This window comes from Cyanobium sp. FACHB-13342, from assembly GCF_014697415.1.
GTDB lineage: Bacteria > Cyanobacteriota > Cyanobacteriia > PCC-6307 > Cyanobiaceae > Cyanobium_A.
This window is the reverse complement of the sequence record NZ_JACJRT010000011.1, coordinates 113,068-132,045: the sequence shown is the minus strand read 5'-3', so window position 1 is coordinate 132,045 and position 18,978 is coordinate 113,068. Positions and strand designations below refer to the sequence as shown.

The 18,978-nt window shown below is 52.3% G+C and carries 17 protein-coding genes; 14 read left to right on the top strand and 3 right to left on the bottom strand.

Annotation, left to right across the window (positions count from 1 at the left end; all coding sequences use genetic code 11):
- Window positions 1-708, top strand: a 708-nt coding sequence (locus H6G16_RS09960; RefSeq protein WP_190390162.1) for a GDP-mannose 4,6-dehydratase, incomplete at its 5' end; no start/stop codon positions are given.
- A 5-nt stretch (window positions 709-713) separates the two neighbouring features.
- Here H6G16_RS09960 and H6G16_RS09955 read toward each other — a convergent pair.
- Together H6G16_RS09955 and H6G16_RS09950 are read right to left on the bottom strand one after the other, a co-directional pair.
- Window positions 714-1,103 carry a type II toxin-antitoxin system VapC family toxin gene (locus H6G16_RS09955; protein ID WP_190390161.1) on the bottom strand — a complete coding sequence of 130 codons (390 nt, stop codon included), beginning with the start codon at window positions 1,101-1,103 and terminating at the stop codon, window positions 714-716.
- The gene (locus tag H6G16_RS09950; protein ID WP_190390160.1) at window positions 1,103-1,369 is read right to left on the bottom strand and encodes a type II toxin-antitoxin system prevent-host-death family antitoxin; all 267 of its coding nucleotides are present in this window, start codon (window positions 1,367-1,369) and stop codon (window positions 1,103-1,105) included. Before H6G16_RS09950 ends, H6G16_RS09955 begins: the two co-directional genes overlap by 1 nt.
- 63 nt (window positions 1,370-1,432) lie before the next feature.
- On the opposite strand from H6G16_RS09950, the gene H6G16_RS09945 reads away from it, so the two are divergent.
- The 11 genes from H6G16_RS09945 (at window position 1,433) to H6G16_RS09890 (ending at window position 15,623) form a co-directional block, all read left to right on the top strand.
- Window positions 1,433-2,404 (top strand): GDP-L-fucose synthase, encoded by a 972-nt coding sequence (locus H6G16_RS09945; RefSeq protein WP_190390159.1) that lies wholly within the window; start codon window positions 1,433-1,435, stop codon window positions 2,402-2,404.
- Window positions 2,405-2,417: 13 nt separating this feature from the next.
- Window positions 2,418-3,740 (top strand): exopolysaccharide biosynthesis polyprenyl glycosylphosphotransferase, encoded by a 1,323-nt coding sequence (locus H6G16_RS09940; protein ID WP_190390158.1) that lies wholly within the window; start codon window positions 2,418-2,420, stop codon window positions 3,738-3,740.
- A gap of 18 nt (window positions 3,741-3,758) precedes the next feature.
- Window positions 3,759-4,529 (top strand): glucose-1-phosphate cytidylyltransferase, encoded by a 771-nt coding sequence (gene rfbF / locus H6G16_RS09935; protein ID WP_190390157.1) that lies wholly within the window; start codon window positions 3,759-3,761, stop codon window positions 4,527-4,529.
- Window positions 4,529-5,623 carry a CDP-glucose 4,6-dehydratase gene (rfbG, locus tag H6G16_RS09930; protein ID WP_190390156.1) on the top strand — a complete coding sequence of 365 codons (1,095 nt, stop codon included), beginning with the start codon at window positions 4,529-4,531 and terminating at the stop codon, window positions 5,621-5,623. Before rfbF ends, rfbG begins: the two co-directional genes overlap by 1 nt.
- Window positions 5,620-7,119, top strand: coding sequence for a lipopolysaccharide biosynthesis protein RfbH (gene rfbH, locus H6G16_RS09925; protein ID WP_190390155.1), 1,500 nt, complete (start codon window positions 5,620-5,622; stop codon window positions 7,117-7,119). Before rfbG ends, rfbH begins: the two co-directional genes overlap by 4 nt.
- The gene (locus H6G16_RS09920; RefSeq protein WP_190390154.1) at window positions 7,112-7,648 is read left to right on the top strand and encodes a dTDP-4-dehydrorhamnose 3,5-epimerase family protein; all 537 of its coding nucleotides are present in this window, start codon (window positions 7,112-7,114) and stop codon (window positions 7,646-7,648) included. The genes rfbH and H6G16_RS09920 overlap by 8 nt, the downstream gene beginning before the upstream one ends.
- The gene (locus tag H6G16_RS09915) at window positions 7,645-8,502 is read left to right on the top strand and encodes an NAD(P)-dependent oxidoreductase (RefSeq protein ID WP_190390153.1); all 858 of its coding nucleotides are present in this window, start codon (window positions 7,645-7,647) and stop codon (window positions 8,500-8,502) included. The genes H6G16_RS09920 and H6G16_RS09915 overlap by 4 nt, the downstream gene beginning before the upstream one ends.
- 68 nt (window positions 8,503-8,570) lie before the next feature.
- Window positions 8,571-9,311: a DUF5672 family protein gene (locus H6G16_RS09910; RefSeq protein ID WP_190390152.1), complete on the top strand. Its 741-nt coding sequence runs from the start codon at window positions 8,571-8,573 to the stop codon at window positions 9,309-9,311.
- A gap of 15 nt (window positions 9,312-9,326) precedes the next feature.
- Window positions 9,327-10,334 (top strand): hypothetical protein, encoded by a 1,008-nt coding sequence (locus H6G16_RS09905; RefSeq protein WP_190390151.1) that lies wholly within the window; start codon window positions 9,327-9,329, stop codon window positions 10,332-10,334.
- Window positions 10,335-10,346: 12 nt separating this feature from the next.
- A complete protein-coding gene (locus tag H6G16_RS09900; RefSeq protein WP_190390150.1) occupies window positions 10,347-11,774 on the top strand; it encodes a hypothetical protein in 1,428 nt (475 codons plus the stop codon).
- 2,712 nt (window positions 11,775-14,486) lie between these two features.
- The gene (locus H6G16_RS09890; protein WP_190390148.1) at window positions 14,487-15,623 is read left to right on the top strand and encodes a hypothetical protein; all 1,137 of its coding nucleotides are present in this window, start codon (window positions 14,487-14,489) and stop codon (window positions 15,621-15,623) included.
- A gap of 304 nt (window positions 15,624-15,927) precedes the next feature.
- On the opposite strand, the gene H6G16_RS09885 is transcribed toward H6G16_RS09890, so the two are convergent.
- On the bottom strand, window positions 15,928-16,248 hold the full coding sequence (locus H6G16_RS09885) for a hypothetical protein (protein ID WP_190390147.1): 321 nt from the start codon (window positions 16,246-16,248) through the stop codon (window positions 15,928-15,930).
- A 465-nt stretch (window positions 16,249-16,713) separates the two neighbouring features.
- Here H6G16_RS09885 and H6G16_RS09880 point away from each other — a divergent pair, with 465 nt between their 5' ends.
- Window positions 16,714-17,568 (top strand): glycosyltransferase, encoded by an 855-nt coding sequence (locus H6G16_RS09880; RefSeq protein ID WP_347238853.1) that lies wholly within the window; start codon window positions 16,714-16,716, stop codon window positions 17,566-17,568.
- On the top strand, window positions 17,565-18,425 hold the full coding sequence (locus tag H6G16_RS09875) for an alpha-1,2-fucosyltransferase (RefSeq protein ID WP_190390145.1): 861 nt from the start codon (window positions 17,565-17,567) through the stop codon (window positions 18,423-18,425). Before H6G16_RS09880 ends, H6G16_RS09875 begins: the two co-directional genes overlap by 4 nt.
- The last annotated feature ends 553 nt before the right edge of the window (window positions 18,426-18,978 follow it).

The window sequence follows — 18,978 nt, the reverse complement described above, 5'->3', positions numbered from 1 at the left end:
CAGAAGGAAACCACGCCCTTCTATCCGCGCAGCCCCTACGGGGTGGCCAAGCTCTACGCCTACTGGATCACGGTGAACTACCGCGAGGCCTACGGCATGTATGCCTGCAACGGGATCCTGTTCAACCACGAATCCCCGCGGCGTGGTGAAACGTTCGTGACGCGAAAGATCACCCGCGGGCTGGCGCGCATCAACGAGGGCCTGGAGGACTGCCTCTATATGGGCAACCTCGATTCGCTGCGCGACTGGGGCCACGCGCGCGACTACGTGGAGATGCAGTGGCGGATGCTGCAGCAGCCCGGCACCCCGGAAGACTTTGTGATCGCCACGGGCCGGCAGGAATCGGTGCGCCGCTTCATCGAGCTGGCTGCCCTGGAGCTGGGCTGGGGTGCCCTGCAATGGGAGGGCAGTGGCACTCAGGAAGTGGGCCGGCGCAGCAGCGGAGAGGTGGTGGTGCGGATCGACCCGCGCTACTTCCGTCCGGCGGAGGTGGAAACCCTGCTCGGCGATCCCAGCAAGGCCCACGAGAAGCTGGGTTGGACCCCCACAACCACGCTTGAAGAACTGGTGGCCGAGATGGTGGCGGCGGATCGGGAAGAGGCCCGCAAGGAGGCGATCCTGCGGCTGAAGGGCTTCAACGTGGTGGGGTCGATGGAGAACCCGCCCACCAATCCCTCGGCGGTGGCCGCCGCTGGAGAACAGGGCTGATGGCGCTACCAGAGAAGCCTGCAGGGGAACGCCTGAAGCGCTGGATCCACGGACACCAGGGTGAGCCTGGCCAGCTCAGCCTGGGCGGCCAGCAGACGATCAAACGGATCGCGATGGGGCATGGAGTAGCTGCCGGCATGCAGGCCGTGCTGCAGCGTGATGGGCAGCAGCTCAAAGCCTTGAGCGATCAGCAGCTGGGGCAGGTTGTTGAGCAGGTCGCCGATGCCAGGCAATTTCCCCAGGCGCACCTTGGTGGCGATCTCCCATCCGGAGGCGGCGCTCACATGAACCCCATGGGCGGGATCGCTGATCGCGGCGTGGGCGGCAGGCGAGAGGCGATCCGGCTCCGCCAGCCACCAGAGGAGGGCATGGGTGTCGAGCAACAGCTGCGTCATCACGGGCAAGGGGAGGGCAGGGGCTGCTCCAAGGCAGCAAGCTCCTCCTCTGGCAGAGGCTCGAGCAGCAGCTCCGGTGCTGGCAGCGTGATGCGGCCAGCCAGCACTCCGGCCTGGCGGCGCGGGCGAGGCTGCTCGAGAGGCACCAGGCGCGCCCAAGGCTTGCCTCCTTTGGCTACCAGGATGGTTTCGCCGGCATGGGCGGCATCGATCAGCCGTGAAAAGTGGGTTTTGGCCTCATGCACATTCACAACACGCTCAGCCATGGGGCGCAGATCCATAGATCATCAATTTAGTCCACTTGTGGACCAAGTGGGAGGCATCGGCTGATGGCGGCACTCATTACCCCTGCCGACCGGATCTTCGTGGCCGGCCACCGCGGCATGGCGGGCAGCGCCATCTGCCGGGCGCTGCAGCGGGCGGGCTACAGCAACCTGCTCACAGCCAGCCGCGCCGAGCTGGATCTGGAAGACGGCCCCGCCGTGCAGCGCTGGTTTGCCGAGCACCAACCCACGGTGGTGGTGCTGGCGGCGGCCAAGGTGGGCGGCATCCAGGCCAACAACACCTACCCGGCTGATTTCCTGCTCGAAAACCTCAAGATCCAGACCAACGTGATCGAAACGGTCTGGCGCTCCGGGGTGCGGCGCCTGTTGTTTCTGGGCAGCAGCTGCATCTACCCGAAGTTCGCCGAGCAGCCGATCCGCGAAGACGCGCTGCTCACCGGGCCGCTCGAGCCTACAAATGAGTGGTACGCGATCGCCAAGATCACTGGCATCAAGCTGTGTGAGGCGCTGCGCCGGCAACACGGCTTTGATGCCATCAGCCTGATGCCCACCAATCTGTATGGCCCGGGAGACAACTACCACCCCACCAACAGCCACGTGCTGCCGGCCCTGATCCGCCGATTCCACGAAGCGGCTGAGCGCGGAGACGCCAGCGTGACCTGCTGGGGCACAGGTACCCCCCTTAGGGAGTTTCTGCATGTGGATGATCTGGGCGAGGCCTGCGTGTTTGCGCTGGAGCACTGGCAGCCGGGGCCGGAAGAGCAACAGTTCCTCAATGTGGGCACCGGCGTGGATCTGACGATCCGCGAGCTCGCCGAAGCGGTGGCGGCGGCCACAGGATTCCAGGGCGAGATCCACTGGGATGCCTCCAAACCCGATGGCACTCCGAAGAAACAGCTGGATGTGAGCCTGCTGGCCGAGCTGGGTTGGCGGGCGCGTATCCCTCTGGCTGAGGGATTGCGGCGCACGGTGGCCGAGTTCCGGGATGGGTTGCAGCAGCAGGAGGTGCGGCTTTGATCTGGGAACGTTCATGCTGATTCGTCTCCCCTGGCTGTTCACGCGGCGCCGTTTGCTGGTGGCGTTGCTGCTGGATTGCAGTCTGTTTGCCCTGTTGTTCACGGGATGGTTTCAGTTGCGCTTCGGCAGCTGGCCCTCGTTTTCCCTGCCGCTCACCTGGCTGCTGCAATTTTGGCTGCTGTGCAGCTATGTGCTCGGCCGCTATTACGACCAGGAGGAGCAGGCTTCCGCCGTTGCCCTCAAGCAATTGGTGCGCACCCTGCTGACGCTGCTGCTCAGCACCGCTGTGTATCTGGCTTATCTCTGGATCACCGCGATCGCCGCGGCTCCAACAGACGCGCGGGCCTTTCTGCTGCCGTTCCTGCTGGCGCTGGCCCTGGGCAGCGGCCTGGCGCAGGTCGGCCTGAACACCCTGCTCCGGCAGCGTTATTCCCCAACCGACACCTGGGTGGTGCTGGGATCAGCCGGCTTCCATCAGCGCCTGCAGCGGGCGCTCCTCTGGGCGCGCCAAACCACCCGCCTGGAGCCAGCCAGCCTCCACGGTGAGTGTTTCGTAGTGGAGGATTTCAATGCCCTGTCCCCTGAGCAACAGCAGCACCTTTTGCGGCTTCAGTCCGAGGGTGGGCAGGTGCTGTCCGCCCTGGGCTGGTGTGAACAGGTGCTGCAGCGATTTCCCCCGGATCTGCTGCGGCCCGCCGATCTGCTGCGGGGTGAGTTCGCCGCGCCCCATGGATCGTTGCAGAAACGGCTGAAGCGCCTGGGAGATGTGCTGGTGAGCACTGTGCTGCTGCTACTCACGGCGCCCTTACTGCTGTTGGCGGCGTTGTTGATTCGCCTGGAAGATCGCGGCCCGGTGTTCTACGGCCAACTGCGCAGCGGCCTGGATGGTGCGCCATTCAAAGTGTGGAAACTGCGCAGCATGCGGGTGGACGCGGAGGCGAGCGGGGCGCAGTGGTCTGGCCGGGGGGATCCCCGCATCACCCGCATCGGCCAGCTGCTGCGGGTCACCCGCCTGGATGAACTGCCGCAGTTGTGGGCGGTGCTGCAGGGTCAGATGAGCCTGATTGGCCCTCGGCCGGAGCGCCCGGAGATCGAGGCGGAACTGGAACAGCAGATCCCGTACTACAGATTGCGCCATCTGATCCGGCCGGGGCTGAGCGGCTGGGCCCAGGTGAACTATCCCTATGGCGCCTCTGTGGAAGATGCGGCCAACAAACTCAGCTACGACCTGTACTACCTACGCAATTTCTCATTTTGGCTGGACCTGCTGATTCTGGTCAAAACCATTCGCCTTGTGTTCAATGCACGGGGTGCGGTGGCTTTAGTAGGAAGCTGATTCTGTTAATCTGTTGATATGAAAGCCGTCATTCTTGCTGGGGGCCTTGGCACCCGCATCAGCGAAGAAACCAGCCTCAAGCCCAAGCCGATGGTGGAGATCGGCGGGCGGCCGATTCTTTGGCACATCCTCAAGATCTTCAGTGCCCATGGGATCAATGAGTTTGTGATCTGCTGTGGCTATAAGGGTTATGTGATCAAGGAGTATTTCGCCAACTACTTCCTGCACATGAGCGATGTGACCTTTCACATGCGCATGAACTCGATGGAGGTGCACCACAAGAAAGCGGAGCCCTGGGAAGTCACCCTGGTGGATACGGGCGAAACCAGCATGACCGGCGGTCGCCTTAAGCGTGTGCGCGATTACGTGCGCGATGAAGCCTTCTGTTTCACCTACGGCGATGGTGTGGCGGATGTGGACATCACGGCCCTGATTGCCCATCACAGGGCCCACGGCCGCTTGGGCACGGTCACGGCGGTGCAACCGCCGGGCCGCTATGGGGCGCTGCAATTTGGCGAGAACGCGGCGGTTTCGGGATTCCAGGAAAAGCCCCAGGGGGATGGCGGCTGGATCAACGGCGGCTTCTTTGTGCTGGAGCCCGAGGTGATTGATCGCATCGAAGGCGATGCCACCATCTGGGAGCAGGATCCGCTGCGCAGCCTGGCGGCCGATGGCCAGCTCACGGCCTACCACCACACCGGCTTCTGGCAGCCGATGGACACGTTGCGCGATCGCGTGCATCTCGAAGAGCTCTGGGCCGAGGCTAAGGCGCCCTGGAAGGTGTGGTGATGCAGGATCTAGCGTTCTGGGCCGGCCGGCGGGTGCTGCTCACCGGGCACACCGGCTTCAAGGGCAGCTGGCTGCTGCTGTGGCTGCAGCAGCTGGGGGCCCAGGTATGGACCTACGCCCTTGAGCCCGAACCGGAGCCCAATCTGTTTCGCCAGCTGGCCCAGGCCTGCCCGCCAGGGGAGAGCTGGCAGCACCAGATCGGTGATCTGGCCGATCTCGAGGCCCTCAAGGCTTTGGTGCTCAGGGCCCAGCCGCAGGTGGTGCTGCACCTGGCTGCCCAGCCCCTGGTGCGGCGCAGCTACGAAGACCCGCTCGGCACCTGGGCCACCAACGTGATGGGCAGCCTGCATCTGCTGGAGGCCCTCAAGCCCCTGCAACACCCCTGCGCCGTGGTGATGGTCACCACCGACAAGGTGTACGAGAACCGGGAATGGGCTTATGGCTACCGGGAGCCCGACCGGCTTGGGGGTCACGATCCCTACAGCGCCAGCAAGGCGGGCGCTGAGATCGCCATCGCCAGCTGGCGATCGAGCTTCTGCGGCCAGGGCTCCCATCAGACGCCCCACCTACGCATCGCCACCGCCCGGGCGGGCAATGTGATCGGCGGGGGCGACTGGGCTGCCGATCGGATCGTGCCCGATGCCATGCGCTCCCTGGCCAAGGGGGAGCCGATCCCCGTGCGCAACCCCAGGGCCACCCGCCCCTGGCAGCACGTGATCGAACCGCTGGCCGGCTACCTGCGGCTGGCGGAAGCCCTGGCGATGGATCCGCAGCCCCCCTGCGAGGCCTTCAATTTCGGCCCCAGCCTGGCCAGCAATCGCCCCGTGGGCGACCTGGTGACCACAATCCTGGAGCACTGGCCAGGCCAGTGGCTGGATCAGAGCGATCCCCTCGCCCCGCACGAGGCCAACCTGCTGCATCTGCAGATCGACAAGGCCCATCACCGGCTGGGCTGGCAGCCCCGTTGGGACTACGCCACCACCCTGGCCCGGACCGTGGGCTGGTATCGCGCCGTGCATGAGGGGGCCAGCCCTCTGGACTGCTGCCTGGCGGATCTGAACGCTTACACATCACCCCTTTCCCCCAACGCATGACCGATCCCCAGGCCCTGAAGCAGGAAATCCTGCGCCTCACCCGCGAGTATTCCCGTCAGGTGCACGCATCCTTCCGGCCGGCGGCGGATCCCGAGCGCCAGCCCTGGCAGGAGGGCACCACCATCCCCTATGCGGGCCGGGTGTTCACCGAAGAGGAAGTGGAGGCTGCGGTGGGCAGCACCCTCGATTTCTGGCTCACCCTGGGCACAGAAGGCGAAGCGTTTCAGAAGGAGCTGGCGGCCTTCCTGGGCGTGCGCTACTCGCTGCTGGTGAACTCCGGCTCCAGCGCCAACCTGGTGGCAATCTCAGCCCTCACCTCCGCCAAGCTGCCGGAGGCGCGGCGGATCAAGCCGGGTGATGAGGTGATCACGGTGGCGGCCGGGTTCCCCACCACGGTGGCGCCGATCGTGCAGGTGGGCGCGGTGCCGGTGTTCATCGATGCCGATCCGATCACGGGCAACGCCCGCTGCGATCAGCTGGAAGCGGCCTACAGCGCGGGCAAAACCAAGGCCGTGATGATGGCCCACGCCCTGGGCAATCCCTTCGATCTGGCGGCCACCCTGGCCTTCTGCCAGAAGTACGACCTCTGGTTGGTGGAGGACAACTGCGATGCTCTGGGCTGCAGCTACTCGATGCCACGGGAGCTGGCCGAGAGCCTGGGCTTCAGCGAAAACAGCCCTGGCCTGGATGAGGGCCCTGATCGGGTGATCCGCTGGACCGGCACCTGGGGTGACATCAGCACCCAGAGCTTCTACCCGCCCCATCACCTCACCATGGGCGAGGGTGGTGCGGTGAACATCGTGCGCGACCAGAAGCTCAAGGTGATCGCCGAGAGCTTCCGCGACTGGGGCCGCGACTGCTGGTGCCCCAGTGGCATCGACAACACCTGCAACAAGCGCTTTGGCTGGCAGCTGGGAGAGCTGCCGGAGGGGTACGACCACAAGTACACCTACAGCCACTTGGGCTTCAACCTCAAGCCGCTCGATCCACAGGCGGCCATCGGCCGGGTGCAGCTGCGGCGATTGCCTGAGTTCATCGAGGCCCGCAAGCAGAACTGGGAGATCCTGCGCCGCGGCTTGGCAAGTCACGAGGCTGTGTTGGAGTTTGCCCTGCCCACCCATGCCACAGGCTGGGATGCGAAGAGGGGCTTCAGCTGGGACGAGAGCGGTTGCCGCACGGATTGTTCCTGGTTTGGCTTCAAGATCGCGGTCAAAGGTGGGGCTCCCTTCAGCCGGACGGAGCTGGCACAGGAGCTGGATCGCCACCAGGTCGGCAATCGCATGTTGTTCGGTGGCAACCTGCTGCGTCAACCGGCTTTTGTGCAGCTGCGTCAGGACAGGCCGGCGGCGCTGCGGGTGGTTGGCGAGATGAGTGGCTCTGATGAGATTATGGGCAGCACGTTGTTTTTGGGCACCTATCCGGGGTTGACGCGGCAGATGCTGGATCAGGAGATTGCCGTGATTCAGGCTTTTGTGGGGGGTCCGTTCCATGGCTGATCTGCTGATACGCGACCAACCTCTCCCAGGTGTATTTGTTCTGGATTGCCCGCATTTCGTAGATCGTCGCGGCGATTTCACCAAGCTGTTTCACGGGGAAACCCTCTTAGCCCAGGGCATTGCCTTTACACCGGCAGAATCATTTCTCACACGCTCTAAAAGAGGGGTGCTACGTGGCATGCATTTTCAAGTTGATACAGCTGCACATGACAAACTTGTGTCGTGCATCAAGGGGCATGTTCTAGATGTCATCGTCGATGTTAGGCCTGATAGCCCACACTTTAACAAGCCGTACTCTATCGACCTCTCCGAAAGTGGGCATACCGCAGTTCTTATCGGAAAAGGCTATGCCCACGGATTCCTGGCCATGTCTGAAGATAATTGGATGACTTATTATACTTCTACTATTCACTGCCCAGCCCTAGATCGCGGCGTGCTTTGGAGTTCGCTAGCGATAGACTGGCCATGTCATGACCCTATAATCTCTGAACGCGATAAACAGCATCCAGATATTAATTCATTGCGATGAAGATTGCGCTAACCGGGGGAACCGGATTTATCGGATCTCACTACCTCAATCGGGCCCTCGCCGACGGACATTTAGTGAGAGCTTTTAGGCGGAGCCCAGAAAGCAAGTGCCGAATACCGATTACTCAGCAGCCTGATTGGTTTGATCGCCAAATCAATCAAGTGGCAAGAGAAGACTTAAATGGTTGCGATGTACTTGTGCATCTTGCAACTCATACAGGCAATGTTCCATATGATAGTCTCGCTAATTGCTTTTACTGGAATGTTTCCGCGGCTATATCACTCTTTGAAGAGGCAAGGCTTGCAGGAATCAAGAGATATATTGTAGCTGGCAGTTGTTTTGAATATGGAGCGAGCGGAGCAAGATATGATCAGATTCCTACAGATGCTCCACTTGAGCCAACAAATAGCTACTCAGCGTCAAAATCGGCGGCATCCATTGCTTTAATGCAGTGGGCCAAGGAGTATAAACTGAATCTTGAGATCATTCGCGTCTTCCATGTTTATGGCGACGGCGAGCTCAGTACTCGTCTGTGGCCATCTCTCAAAAGTGCTGCGCTTTCAGGGCGCGACTTTGCCATGACCAAGGGCGAACAAGTCAGAGACTTTATAGACGTCAGACAATGCGCATCCATATTTCTCCGACGAACCACCCTGCAGCTTCAAGATGACAGGCACCAGCTCATATTCAATATGAGCAGTGGCAGGCCTCAGTCGATACTTGATTTTTCACGAACCTGGTGGAATCAGTGGAATGCAAAAGGAGAATTATTAGTTGGCCAACTCCCATACCGTGATGGCGAGGTAATGCAGTATATCCCTGGACCCAACATCCTTTCACCTGTAGACGATTAGTTGCGTCAGATTATTCGCCTTGGATAATCATAAGTCTTCAAAAAACTTCTTCCTGAAATTCTCTCTATATGGATGAGATCATCTCTCGCACACGAATTTCTAATGTTACTCTAGTTGCTGTCGCCACAACAGAAGTGGAGGCATCAGTTGAGGCATTAATGCATAGCATGAAGCATATTTCTTTTGATAAAGTCCTGCTCATTTCTAATTATAATCCGAAGCCAGGCATTTCCGCATATCGCTATCATAAAATAGAGCCCTTCAAAAACGTCGGAGAATGGGGAAAGTTTATCGTATTTGATTTGCATAAATACATAGATACTGATTATATAATCTTGATTCATGCTGATGGATTTATTGTAAATCCAGATAAATGGTCTGAAGATTTTAAGCAATACGACTATATTGGCGCGCCATGGCCTTTACCTAAAGACAGCTTCTCGTATCGCGATAATCTAGGTAACATAATCAGGGTTGGCAACAGTGTATCCCTACGCAGCTTAAAGTTACTCCAACTACCATCATCCCTTGATCTTGATTGGGAGAGTGCTGACCACGGATTCTTTCACGAAGATGGATTCTTGTGCGTTCAAAGTCGGCATATTCTACAAGCACATGGAGTCAAGTTTGCACCCTTATCAGTTGCTTGCAGATTCTCAAGAGAGGCTACACTCACAGAAAACCGAGATATTGAACCCTTTGCATTTCATAAGTGGAGAGGAAAAAACAGAAAATATCCAGATTTTAGAAAACCGCTTCCAATACATAAGCGTCTCCTGAGATTTGTAGCGCGCTTGAAGCAACTGTGACCACTAGATACGATCATGCCTAGACTAATTGATTGCTTCATGTTTTTCAACGAGTATGATCTCTTAGAGATCAGGCTAAAATACCTATACGACATTGTTGATGAATTTATTATTGTAGAAGCAGCCCAAACTTTCATGGGTGAATACAAGCCATTTAACTTCGAAGATCAAAAACATCGCTACAAGCAGTATCTTCCAAAAATCACATACTATAAAGTTGAAGGATTCCACTTGTCGCTCGAATCAGTCAAGAACTACCTTGAGCAAAATCATGGCAACAACTCAATCACCTTTAAAAAGATCGCGACCATGCTTGAGAAACATTCACATTACGACAAGAAAAAACTGTACTACGTATTGGATACATACCACAGAGAATCAATCCATCTGCCACTAGCTCATACCGCAAAAGAAGACGATATCGTCATAATCTCAGACTTGGACGAGATTCCATCTCGTGCTGCAATACACCTCTATCTAAAGGGTGATACTAGGAGCATCTCGGCATTTAAACAGCATGAATTTAGCTTTTATCTTAACTACTACAAAAACTCTGATTGGATCGGCAGCGTAATTGCTCCTTATAGCTTAATACAAGCCCAATCTTTTAACGAGCTCAGGATTGATTCAAAAAAACTAAGACATATAGTGTCCAAAGAGTTACTTTCAAATGGAGGATACCATTTTACCACATGCGGTAGTATAACTCAAATCAAAGAGAAGTTATCAGCATGGGCCCATCCCGAGTTCAACACAAAACGAAATAACATCAATCTAGAGCATAATATGAGAACAGGGCAAGACCCATTTGGGCGATCACTAGGTACAATATTCCAAGTCGTTTGCGTTGATTCAACAGAGTTGTACGACAATCATATCAAACTCATACTATCTGACTATCCGAGGCTATTGACATTCCATGATCTGGATAGCGTCAGTCCAACCAAAGTGCAAAAACTTATCTTTTATATGGCTAAGTTAGCCCAAAAAGCCTATGCCAAGCTTCCAAAGCGAATTCACTAACGCAACTTAGAGATGAATAACATTTTCTATGTCATTTCAAATTATAACTATGACTGCTCGCCGCTCCTAGCTTTACTGTCTGATTGTGATTATATTGTATGTGACCAGTCTATCGACAAGAGTTATATTGATCATATCAGTAATCATAATTTTGTTGACTCAGTACATACTGGTCACAATATTTCCGATTACTATTCCTACTTTTATGAAAACCACTCTTCACTGCCAGACTTTATTGGTCTCATTAAGGGAAACATTTTTCCCAGGCATCTTTCGGAGTCGTTCTTTAGAAAAGCTTACACGCAAAAAGCCTACACGTTCTTGTTTGAGCAGCAAAAAAATCCGCGCTATCCTCAAGCGGGCATATTTCAAGGAAATCAGTATTATGAATATGAAAACAACTGGTATATCAAGAATCATCCTCATTGGTTTTTTCAGTCAATTCATGAGCTTTATTATTTTATCTATGGAAAGCAGCTAGTTGATCCATTTGTGCTCTATTCACCAGGAGCCTGCTATGTAGTGCATAGGCAGCAAATTCAAAAGTACGCGAAAGAATTCTTTCTCAATATTAATTCAATCATTACATATTCAGACCCTGTTAATCCATTTCCAAGTGAAGCCCATCAAGTTGAACGCCTTAGTCATATTATCTACTCATCAATCGACTTGCCTCGTAGCTACTTAGCTAGTAAGGAGGAATTTCGCAAAGAGCTCTACGCAAACGTAGATTCCAAAAAGTATACGCAACATGCGCTGTCAAAAATCACCGGTTGTCACCCTCCTCGACAACCTTTGGCCCCACTCTCTAGCTCCGTTCTTAATTATATTGTCAAAATTCTTTCAGCAGCTTCTTCGCGTAAGCTTCCACCACGAATCCTAGTCACAGGATGCCATTCTTGGAGCGAAGCTAATCGATGGCAGAGTCTGCCGAATTCTGGCTTGTGTATAACCAGTATACTCGAACTCTTTGGATTCAGCCAGCCAGCATGTAATGCGAATCAAGTACGTTTTCTGCAGATGCCTATATCAGAAATTCCATATCATTTATCTGGCGACGACAAATTCGACCTATATATCTATGAAGGATATCACTTGCAAAATGAAGCTGCAATTATCCGGTCTATAGCCACTAGAGCTCTTAATCCTAACTCACATATTTTGGTGTTTGATGTATTGGGTAATCCATTCCAGATCCTTAAACTGCTTTGCCATTCGAAATATGGCCCTAAATTAGTTGTTTCTAATATCTTGTCTCTACCCATTAAGCACAGATGTCAAACTGAGTATATCTTTCACTTTCGACTCTCTACCAATAACATCATCGCCTCAATTCGAAATTTGTATTTTATGTTTATATTTGGTTTCCACTGGTTAGTTGCTAAGGCGTTTCTTGGTGTCAGAGTTTTTTTGATGACAAGAATGCTTCTGAGGCCTTAGAGCGCTCTAGATATCTGTCTACTAATCTCCTTGTAGATTAATCGTGCTGCAATCCGCTACGACTAATGCCCTTTAAGCGAACTCTTCTAGGGAGTACTTATTTAGGGGGCTCTCAGCTTGCATCCATATCTATCCAAGCGCTGGCGATACCACATTTAACCCATGCCTTGGGCCCAAGTGGCTGGGGTTTGCTAGCGTTTGTTCTACTAATATCAAACTATGCATCTTGGATTTGTAACTGGGGATTTTATCTAGAGGGAACTCAAAGAGTTGCTGCATCTAGGCAGTGTCGTAGCTCACTCGGCCATATCTTACGCGTCGGCATAATCACTCAAGTTACTTTATTCATAGCAGTCAGTACGTTTACCTTTCTAATATTTAGCCTATTCAGCTCATTGCATCAGTATTACGACCTCTACTTCTGTGGAATCGGTCTTGTCCTGGCTACGGCTATTACACCCTTATGGTTTGTTAATGGCCTTGAGAAATTTGGCATATTTGCATTGATCAATATTTTGCCTAAAGCCCTGTCATTGCCCTTGATGTATCTTTTCGTTAACAGCAAAAGTGATTTGCGCTCCTATCTTCTCATCTTGTCTCTATCTGCAATTGTTTCGGCTGTTCTGTTGCTGTGGTCTCTTCGCCCTTTCCTATTCGAAACCTATGAACGACGACCCCAGGAGGGATTTTGCCTTTCCACTATAAATACACTAAAAAATGGCTTCCCATCTTTTAGTTCATCAATCATTGCAAGTCTAAGCTCAGGATCCGTCTTTTGGATCCTACCACTATTTCTTCCCATTTCTTCCTTGGGTTATTTTGCTTTGGTCGATAAAATCAGAGGCTATCAAGTTACTATCACACAGCCTGTCACAGCCGCTCTCTTTCCGCGTATGTGTGCAATAGCATCTCAAGGAAGCCCGTGTGATCTGCGAATAGTTTTATTTAAGCCTTTCATTGCTTTAATGATAGCGGCATCATTTATTTCGTCATTCTTGTTTGTATTCTCTTCCGATGTCATCCTATTATTTGCTCCATCTGATTTTCTGCCAAGTTCTTTGGAGCCTTTTAGAATCATCTGCTTCGCTCCTGTATTTACGATCTTACTCGCTTTTATCACTCACCAAGTTCTCATCCCATCTGGCCGTCACCGTCAATACCTTAACATCTGTATTTTGCAGACTACAATACTCCCGGCCCTATTATTTGTCTTGGTTCCCTTGTATGCACTGCCAGGAGCGTCTTTGTCTGTGCTTTTAACTGAGGTGATTACAGCGCTCTATTCGGTATTCTGTGTTCGTAAAATTTTTAGTTCTTCGTCTGCGTGCTAATGATTAGTACTACCTTCTTGCCTGGACAAGGGCTTGGTAATCAGCTATGGGTTTACGCTGCATGCAGGGCAATTGCTAAATCGCATAACGTACCTTACTTAATAAATCAAACACAAAACTTCAAAGGGAGTGGTTTTCTCGATATTCAATTTGGATCAGATGAGCTATGCCAATATTCTGATGGCCATTCCCGATTATACCAGGCTAGAATCTTCCATGAATCACTTTATTATGATCCGGAACTAAATTACTTTGCCTCTTCCTATGATTCCAGAGTAGAGCAAATCGACTGTGATGTCGAGCTCTCCGGCCTCTTCCAGAGTGAAAAATATCTCTACAACTTTGCTGCGGACCTTAGAGACTGGATTGTTCTCGATCCGAAGTCTTTGTCAGCAGTTGAATCCTTTCGAGATGTCTGTGTCCTAAACCTTCGAGGAGGCGAGTATAAAAGGCATAAGAACCTCATTCTTCCCAAAAAATACTGGATTGATGCTATTGCGAATATTCGTAAGAACGTTGGAATCGATAGGTTCGTTATCGTCACAGATGATCCCCGGTATGCTTCCTCTTTTCTTCCTGGGATTCCGATTCTTCGAGGTGGAATTGCTGAGTGCTATGCAGCTCTGCACGTTGCAGCCTCGATTGTTGTATCCAATTCATCCTTCTCCTACTTTCCAATTAAAACGCGGGCAGATCTCCCATTCGTTATAGCTCCCATGTTCTGGTCTAGATTTGCAAATCAATACTCCAGGTGGGCTAGCCCAGCAAACATCTACAGACATTGGTTCTGGCAGGATTATAATGGCTGTCTTTATTCATTTGATGACTGTGAAAGTCATGCAATTTCTACGTATTCCTATTATCAGGACACTTGTACGATATTGTCGCCTGCTAGCTTCTTGCAGCCGCCCCCTCATCTAAGCTTTCTTAGTGCGGCGCATCGCAAGTTTATCAAGCGTCTATTGGCTTATCTCTTTCCTCGTCTTTTCGGCTAATCCTTGGATCTTCAACCCCTGCTCTTTCGTCGCAGCATGCAATTTGCTGCTAATTCGAATATTAATAATAACGTGCCTGGAATTATAGTGACCTTGTCGGCTTGCGTGCCTTTTATTCTGTCCATAGACTTCTTGGCCTTAGGATTCAAATGTCTAGTGGATATTCGCCAATTATTTATAAATATTGGTGTTCTATGAGCAATCTGCGATTGCATAGTCTATTATGCCAAGGCTATGCTGTATGCCGATGTCAAATCTGGTAATTCTTAGTATGAACAAATTGTTCTCAGCGCCAAAGAGTCTGTTGCAACTCCTCTTCTCTGAAGAACAGATCACTCCAAGTTTCCTCACCTAATAGCTCCTCTTGAATCAGGCCGGAGTTACACATGGTTAAACGCAACGATCTAAAGTTTGCGTCGGCACTCTTTTGCTTTCAGTTCAACGCTGGATTGCTTGCTGTTAGTTCTTTTCTTGGCGGCGCTCTTTTGCCCGCCAGGAAATCATTAAGTCTGGCTCGCATGTATGCGGTGTCACTCCTCTTTGTGAAGTTGGTGTTATTACTTGCGATAAGCATATCGAGAGGCATGCAGCCTTATAACTTGCTTGAGCTTGCCACTCCCGATCTAATCCTGATAGTTCTCTTGGTTAAAAATGTTACTTATTCATTTGTTAGATCAATCTCATTGCTTCTCGCCCTTTCTCTTTTTCTGTCCGTTCCCCTTGTTATTTACGAGGCGCTTACCGGGATAAATCTTGCACTTAATGGTTCAACACTGATTAGGAGCCAAGATCTGTTTAGCCGCTTTACTGGTATTTATCAATCATATTATGGTCTAATCAATGTCTCTGTTTTGGGTTTCTGTGCTTCGCCGTTTCTGTGGCCTAGGGCTCTTCGTGCGATCTCCTTTATTCTGCTCCTATTTAATGGTGCTCAGCGTGCACTCACGAGCCTTCTATTCTTGATCTCTGCGTCACTTCTGATTCGCCGTACGTACAGCTTTTTTGCTGCTATAATTCTTGCTTTTCTCTTTTCATGTCTTGTCTTCTCCCTCGCTTTGAATAGTGATTCGCCGGGAAATCTCTTAAGAGCATCTCTCTGGTATTCCTGCTTGGGAAAGGTGAGTGGTAGTCTAATCCTCGGAAACTCATTTGAGTCTTCCTCTTTTATTCAGAACTCTGCCGAGTCAATGGCCGATGCTGGCATTTGCGAATCCGGCGCGTTAGGCGATTTGGCGCATTTTGGTCTATTTATAATGCTATTGAGTTATTTATTCTATATATTTGGATTGAGGCAATCCTTGCTGGCGTTGCGTTGTGGGATCGACTCCAAGGTCGCATGCTCTTCCGCTACCCTATTTTGCTATTCGCTATCTGAATATACATGGGGAACTTCTTTCTCGCATTCTGTTATAGCTTCGCTATTTATGGGAGCTTTCCTGTCCATCGTCTTGTCTATGTATGATGTGAATCGTTATGTGCCTCTGAGGGAGCATTCAACCCCAGGGTTGCCTGATGGTTCTTAACAGGTGTAAATGTGTCATCATTCTCGTGATGGCTCTGGCGCCGTTTGCCATGCCCTCATCCAGGATCTGCAAAGCCTTCTGGCGGTCGATCGGTTAGGTCAGTCGTACCTGCCCCAGGTGAGCGGTGCCGTAGCGCCCGGGGGCCGGAGCTAACTGGAGCAGCAGGGATTCAGGCGTAGCCACCAACCGAGCACCAAGCCAGGCGAACGACTTGAAATTCAATCGTCCGGGTTCATCGTGAATGAGCGAAGCACGCATCTCCTCGCAAATAACAGCCCGTCATTCACCCCTGTTCACTCTCCGATCAGGCTAATTGGGCCTCGGAATTTACACCTCGCAAAGGGACGTGGCCGTGCTGGATCGCCCAGACCACCAGCGGGCCGTAGATCGCTCCCGCATCGATCCGATCGTTTCCCAGCCAACGCCTGCAGCGACGCTGCCAGCTGGCGGCCAGGCAATGCTGCATCGGCAAGGCCCGCTGCCAGTGGCCAAAACAGACGGTCTGACTGAGCAGCAGTCCAGCCACCATCCAGCCCAGCATCGCCAGGTGACGCTCGTCGCAGACGGGGCAGTGTTGACGGAGGAAGCCGGTCAGCTCAGCATGGAGCCGGGCGTGGGAATCCACGAGTGATTGGTTTGGTGTCGTAACCCGAACCTCTCATGGCTCCCTGCCCACCCAATGTCTTCAGCCCCATTCCGGTGTAAGGGGTCTCGCACTTGTGTCCGTCAGTCAGCGAAGCATCACCTCCAAAGGAAACTGAGGCCTTTCTCCCTTGGCAGAGGGCTGGTGGCAGACGGGATGAATCAGGGAGAAAAAGGTCTCACGGCTGCGTTACCTCTATCTGCTCAAGGAAGATCTGCCGCCGCGTTATATTCTTGGCGTGGTTCTGCTCGGAATTTGCAAAACCCAACACGAGGGAGATGGTCATTCGTTGCTACTCTCATTCCGAAATCTCGACTCGGTCAATCGAATTCTTCAGGCGCTCCTTAACTGCCTATCCGCTTCCGTGGCGACCACCACAAAGACGGATGGAACCCGACTTTACCTTTTTCTTGCAGCCCTTCTGACCACCTTCGACCATCTTGTGACTTGACAAACTCTCCCGAAGAAACCACAGTCTTATCGCTTCTGATACCGTCGTACGGCTATAGGGATGGGCTGCGGCTTGCCTTGGAGCCAATACTATTTCTCGATGAAAGCTTAAAGCACCTTGTCGAAGTTATTGTTGGAGACGATAGTGATACGCCGCTTCTCTCTGCAGACGAGGTTCGGTCATATCGGCGATACGTACATCGTTTTGTCTATCTCCATAACCGACCTTCTTTGGGAGCTGTGCATAACTGGAATCATTTGCTGCTCCTTGCCAAAGGCCGTTATTCTTGGCTTTGCCATCATGACGAGCATCTGTTAAATGTGCAATCATCTTTGCCGTTGCTTCTGCATGAGCTGCAAGCAGGTAAAGGTGATATCTATATTTTGCCTTTGTTCAAAGCCTGGCGTCATGGACGTTATTGGCTTCTTCAAAGGCATACACCATGCCCTATTCTCGTCTTATGGATCTTGCGCTATCCTTCGCTATTTATTCGCGTAAACCCAGTAGGCCCGCCATCCGCTGTAATCCACCGATCCGCCCTGTCTTGTCTGTACGATCAGAGCCTCAAGTGGCTTGTTGATGTCGAGTTCTATCGCAGACTTCTCATACATAATTCCAAAAATGTTGTCACTTTGCCTAGCTTGTTCGGCATTGTATCTGATCAGTCTTATGGCGAAACTATTACAGAATCGTTGCGCCCAGCCCTTGCGCAGACTAAAGCTCATGAGCTTTCCCGCATATTACCGGATAGACCCATGCATTTCCGGTTGTTAACTACTGTCTGCGCTGGCTTTGTGCGTGTCTTCCTTCACGTCTCAACACTTATCCAGTTTTCAATTGTGCGTCGATGAGCGTTATTCTGATGTCATCCTCACATTGTCTTCTGTTGCAGGGCGGATTAGCCAATCAGCTGTGTCAAGCCGCATTGGTTTCCTATGAAGAGCATGTCGGGTTAAAAGATCTTGTGGTAACAGATTCCCTCTTTGGCTCAAGGCTCCGTTCTCTACGGTCTGTTACCCGCCGTGATGTTTCCCCTTTGTTCGATTCTTTGCTGAACTCTTTGCCTTGGCACCGGCTCTTGGTATTGCGAGCATGCTTTCGCCTGGGTTTGTTCTCTAGCCTGTCTTGTAGTAATACTCTTGATCGAGTCGAGCTTGGAGGTTGCAACTACTACAAGGGTCACGGTGTCACAAGTGCTGTCTTTTCTGAATCATACGAGCCGTTTTGGAGTGCAGTAATTGATGAGCTTGATCTACGATTTGGTGTCGTTGCTCCTGTCTCTGCTTCTTTTGCGATGCACGTACGCCAAGGTGATTTCCTGAACCCCAAAACTCAGCTGGGATCAGGTTTGTATCCATTGAGCCTGAATTATTATCTTCGTGCCTTGTCGGTGCTTGTGGGCTGCGAGTCGCAGAGTTCTCCATGGCTAGTCTTTACCGACTCTCCAGAGACAGTGTCTGCTAATTTCATCCCAGCGCTTGGAGCTGCATGTAAAGTTGTTACTTCTGTTTCTGCGGAATACGACTTGTGGCGTCTATCTCATTGCTCCCAGCTTATTCTTAGTAATAGTACCTTCTCTTGTGTAGCTGCGCATTTAGCCTCTATTCGTAAGTCGCTTCGCCGGGTTGTCGCGCCTGCTCGCTGGTTCATTGATTCCCGTGATTTTCCCAATGGCGACCTTAGGAAGCCTGAATGGATTCAAGTCTAGCATGCTAATTGTCGGCCCCCGCATCGAGTTGTTTATGGCAATTGTTTCTTTCCTCGCTTTCTTTGGCTTGGCTGAGTGTATTTGAGCTTAGGCGCTAGATGACCACTGTCTCCTGTCTTGGCTCAGTCTACTCCGGAACTCTGGTCTGTGAGTTCCGTTCTTCCGTAGATTCACTTCTTCGTGGCAGCTGTCTGCCTGATCAAATTGTCGTCGTTGTTGATGGCCCTATATCTTCCGACTTGGCTTCGGTTATAGATGCCTACAAAGAATCTGGCTCAGTCCGGGTCGTTGACCTGCCTCATAATCTTGGTCTCGCGAAAGCGCTTAATGCTGGATTGGATGCATGTGTTGCTGATCTAATATGTCGATTTGACACGGATGACATCAGTTTCTCTACCCGAATCTCTTCGATAAAGTCAGAGTTTGCGTCTGACCCGTCGCTTGATATTCTTGGCTCCGCTGTTGTCGAGTTCTCTCCTTTCGCCGGTAGGGGAAATTTTATCAAGCTTAAGCGAGTTGCTCGCAGCCATCGAGCAGTCTCGCTGAGTATGCC